Origin of the sequence: Corallococcus sp. AB018, from assembly GCF_003986945.1 — a bacterium.
Lineage (GTDB): Bacteria > Myxococcota > Myxococcia > Myxococcales > Myxococcaceae > Corallococcus > Corallococcus exiguus.
In genome coordinates, this window is sequence record NZ_RAWR01000405.1 from 1 (window position 1) to 3,157 (window position 3,157).

3 protein-coding genes are annotated in these 3,157 nt (G+C 67.1%); 2 read left to right on the forward strand and 1 reads right to left on the reverse strand.

Annotated elements, in window-relative coordinates:
- Positions 1–174 precede the first annotated feature (174 nt).
- Entirely contained in the window at positions 175–2,037 is a 1,863-nt protein-coding gene (locus D7Y11_RS42135; protein ID WP_233607584.1) for an ATP-binding protein, read from the forward strand.
- Positions 2,038–2,116: 79 nt separating this feature from the next.
- Here D7Y11_RS42135 and D7Y11_RS42140 read toward each other — a convergent pair whose 3' ends face one another.
- Positions 2,117–2,479, reverse strand: a complete 363-nt coding sequence (locus D7Y11_RS42140) for a hypothetical protein (protein ID WP_126936478.1) — start codon at positions 2,477–2,479, stop codon at positions 2,117–2,119.
- Positions 2,480–2,763: 284 nt separating this feature from the next.
- Between D7Y11_RS42140 and D7Y11_RS42145 the strand changes: the two genes are divergently transcribed.
- The coding region (locus tag D7Y11_RS42145) for a hypothetical protein (protein ID WP_199753963.1) at positions 2,764–3,157 on the forward strand (394 nt) is incomplete at its 3' end.

Genomic DNA, 3,157 nt, shown 5'->3' on the forward strand with positions numbered 1-3,157 from the left:
CATCCAGCAGGCACCGCGGCGCCCAACGGCGCTTCGCAGCCCCCTCCGCCCCGGCAGGCCGGCAACCCCGCCAAGCCCGCCGCCGCTCCCGCCTCCGCGGACGGCAGGCCCGCGCCGCCGCAGGGTCCACGAAGGCCGCTCATCAGCCAGACGCCGCCCCGCACGCTCAACGAACTGGCCGACATCAGCAACCGCGCTGGGTTGTCCCTCCCCGACCCCGAGCTGGCGAACGCGGTGGGCTTCACGCACTTCGACACGTCGAGCAGCGACGACAACGTCCTGACGGTGTTGATGACCCGTGACGACCTGCCCAGGCTGGCCTCCCAGACGCTCGTGCGGGTGAAGTCGCGCGAGGACAAGCGTGACTACCTGGGGGTCGTGGTCCGGGGACCGTTCGCGGAGCCCAACGCCGTCCCCGCGAACTCCACCATGGCCGTGGGGGTCATCACGCACGGCAAGAAGCTGACGTACACCTTCGAGTACCACGGCCGCGCCGAGGTGGAGCTGTTGGGACAGGAGGTCGGCGGGGTACTGCAACCGCCCCGCTTCCGGCCCCGGCCCCAGAGCCCCGTCTTCGTGTTGAGCGAGGAGGAGAGTGCGAAGGTGCTGGGCGTGGGCGGTGCGCTGAGCCTGGGCCGGGTCGTGGGGTATGACAACATGGAGGCGCGGCTGAATCCCCGGGACAAGGCCATCCTCCCCCGTCACACGGGCATCATCGGCACCACGGGTGGCGGCAAGTCCACGACCGTCGCGACGCTCATCCACCGGGCGCAGCTCTCCGGCATCGCGACCATCGTCTTCGACGTGGAGGGTGAATACACCCACGTGGACAAACCCACCGACCACGAAGCGATGCGGGAGCTGCTCAAGCAGCGGAAGCAGAAGCCAGAAGGGGTGAAGGACCTGCACATCCATCACCTCACGGGCCGGGACAGCCGCAACCCCCGGCATCCGCACCGGCATGGCTTCTCGCTGAAGTTCTCCAGCCTGTCGCCCTATGCCATCTCGGAGATCCTGAGCATGTCGGACGCGCAGCATGAGCGCTTCCTGCGCGCCTTCGATGTCACGAAGCTGCTCCTGGAGGACTTCAAGCTCTTCCCTCGGAACGAGGCCGAGAGGCAGCAGGTCCTGGAGCTGGACGAGCAGGACACCGGCTATCCACGGATGACCATCGACCACATCCTGGACGTGGTGAATGCGTACACGTACAGCCTGAGCAGCGAGGGCAGGACGGAGCCGCGGGCGGCTGCCGGGCGGCGCAGACGGACAGAGGAGGACGACTCGGATGGCGAGGACGGCGACTCCGAGGAGCTCCCCAACGTCCCACGGGGCCTCACGCTCCTCAGCGAGTTCAAAGCCAACGTCAAGCTGGTGAGGGCGCGGGTCATGGCGCAGAGGAGCACCCATGAGTCGAGCTGGAAGACCCTGGGCAACAAGCTTCAGCTGCTGAAGCGACTGAAGGTCTTCGACGTCGAGAACACCGCGGGCGTGAACTACGACTCCATGCTCCAGGCCGGGCGGGTGTCGGTCATCGACCTGTCGAACACGGACTCGCCGCAGCTGAACAACCTGGTCATCGCGGACATCCTCCGGGGGCTCCAGGAGCACCAGGAGAAGCGCTACCAGGAAGCCGCCGAACGGGACGCCCCCGTCACGCCCGTGCTCATCATCATCGAGGAGGCCCACGAGTTCCTGTCCGCCAATCGCATCAAGCAGATGCCCGTGTTGTTCGAACAGGTGGCGCGCATCGCCAAGCGGGGCCGCAAGCGGTGGCTGGGGCTCGTCTTCGTCACGCAACTGCCCCAGCACCTGCCCGACGAGGTGCTGGCCCTGCTCAACAACTTCATCATCCACAAGATCACCGACGGTGCGGTCATCAACCGGATGCAGAAGTCGGTGGGCAGCATCGACGAAAGCCTGTGGAACCGCGTCTCCCGGCTCGCGCCAGGTCAGGCGCTGGTGTCCTTCAGCAACTTCACCCGGCCCCTGATGGTGGCCGTGGACCCCGCGCCCGTGAAGCGGCTGCTCGTCGACTGAGCCAATGACAGCCAAAGGCGTCGTCCTCGCCCACACGGCGGGGACGACGCCTCCAGCATCACCCAGACGTTGGCGTCTGCTACTCCCAGCGGATGCGCTTGCGAGTGCCGTGGTTGGCGCAGGCGCCCGCGGCCCACGTGCCGCAGTTGCCGCAGACCTGCGCGGACTTGAAGAGCGAGTCATCGCAACAACGGACCGCACATATCGCGACGTCCGCGATACAGGGCTGGACATACTCGAGCGCGCAGTACTGCGCGGTCACCGTTCCAGAGGAGTTCTCCTCCTGGTCCTGCCAGTTGTACCCCGCCATCTCCTCCGCCACCTGCGCCGGCGACGGCGTGTTGCCGCTGGGAGTTTCAGGGGACTCCACCGGGCCTCCACAAGCGCTGACCAGGAACATCGTCACTGCCAACAACGCACCGCGAGCAAAGACACGGGCCATTTCAGGCCTCCAGTTCGTGTACCGCGTTGGGGGTTGCTTCAGATGTTGCGCCCACAGGTATGGCCACTCCTTCAGCTTGGTGGAGCCTTTCAACTTTGTCCGCGGGTGGAATGGGATTGAAACCGAACGAACGACAGCCCTGGTGAGGGAGGATTTGTTGGTTGCCCGGCAGTCATGGCGCGGCCACACCCTGAGTCCGTCAATCCTTGCCCCCTCTCGCGCAATGCTCACGTCACTCAAAGTCCAGGAATCGCAGGAGGCAGGAGCGATATAGAGCCAGCCTCATGCTCGGCTCCGCGCTCCTCGCCTCCGTCATCGTTGCCCAGGCTCCCGTGTCCCCGGCTTCAAGTGCCGCGGAGACGCTGGGCCTGGGCCCTGTGCTCGACTCCGTCGTCCATCAGGGAGTGACCTACGTCGCGCTCGGCCGTGGCGGCATCGCCGTGCTCAAGCTCGACGGCGCCGCGCCTCAGCTCGTGCGGCGCATCGAAGAGGGCCGGCGCTTCGTGCGGCTCGTCGTCGTGGGCCAGTCGCTCCTCGCCATCGAGCAGCGCGAGGAGGCCCATGCGTTCTCGCTCGCCACGCCGGAACAGCCCCAGCCGGATTCGCTGGCCTCCGCGCTGGGCGCGGCGCGCGACCTCACCGTCGTCACGCAGGCACCGCCTCCGCCCCAGGCCCCGC

Excerpts from the sequence above, each read along its gene's own strand:
- D7Y11_RS42140 (WP_126936478.1), bottom strand. The coding sequence starts at position 2,479 with ATGGCCCGTGTCTTTGCTCGCGGTGCGTTGTTGGCAGTGACGATGTTC.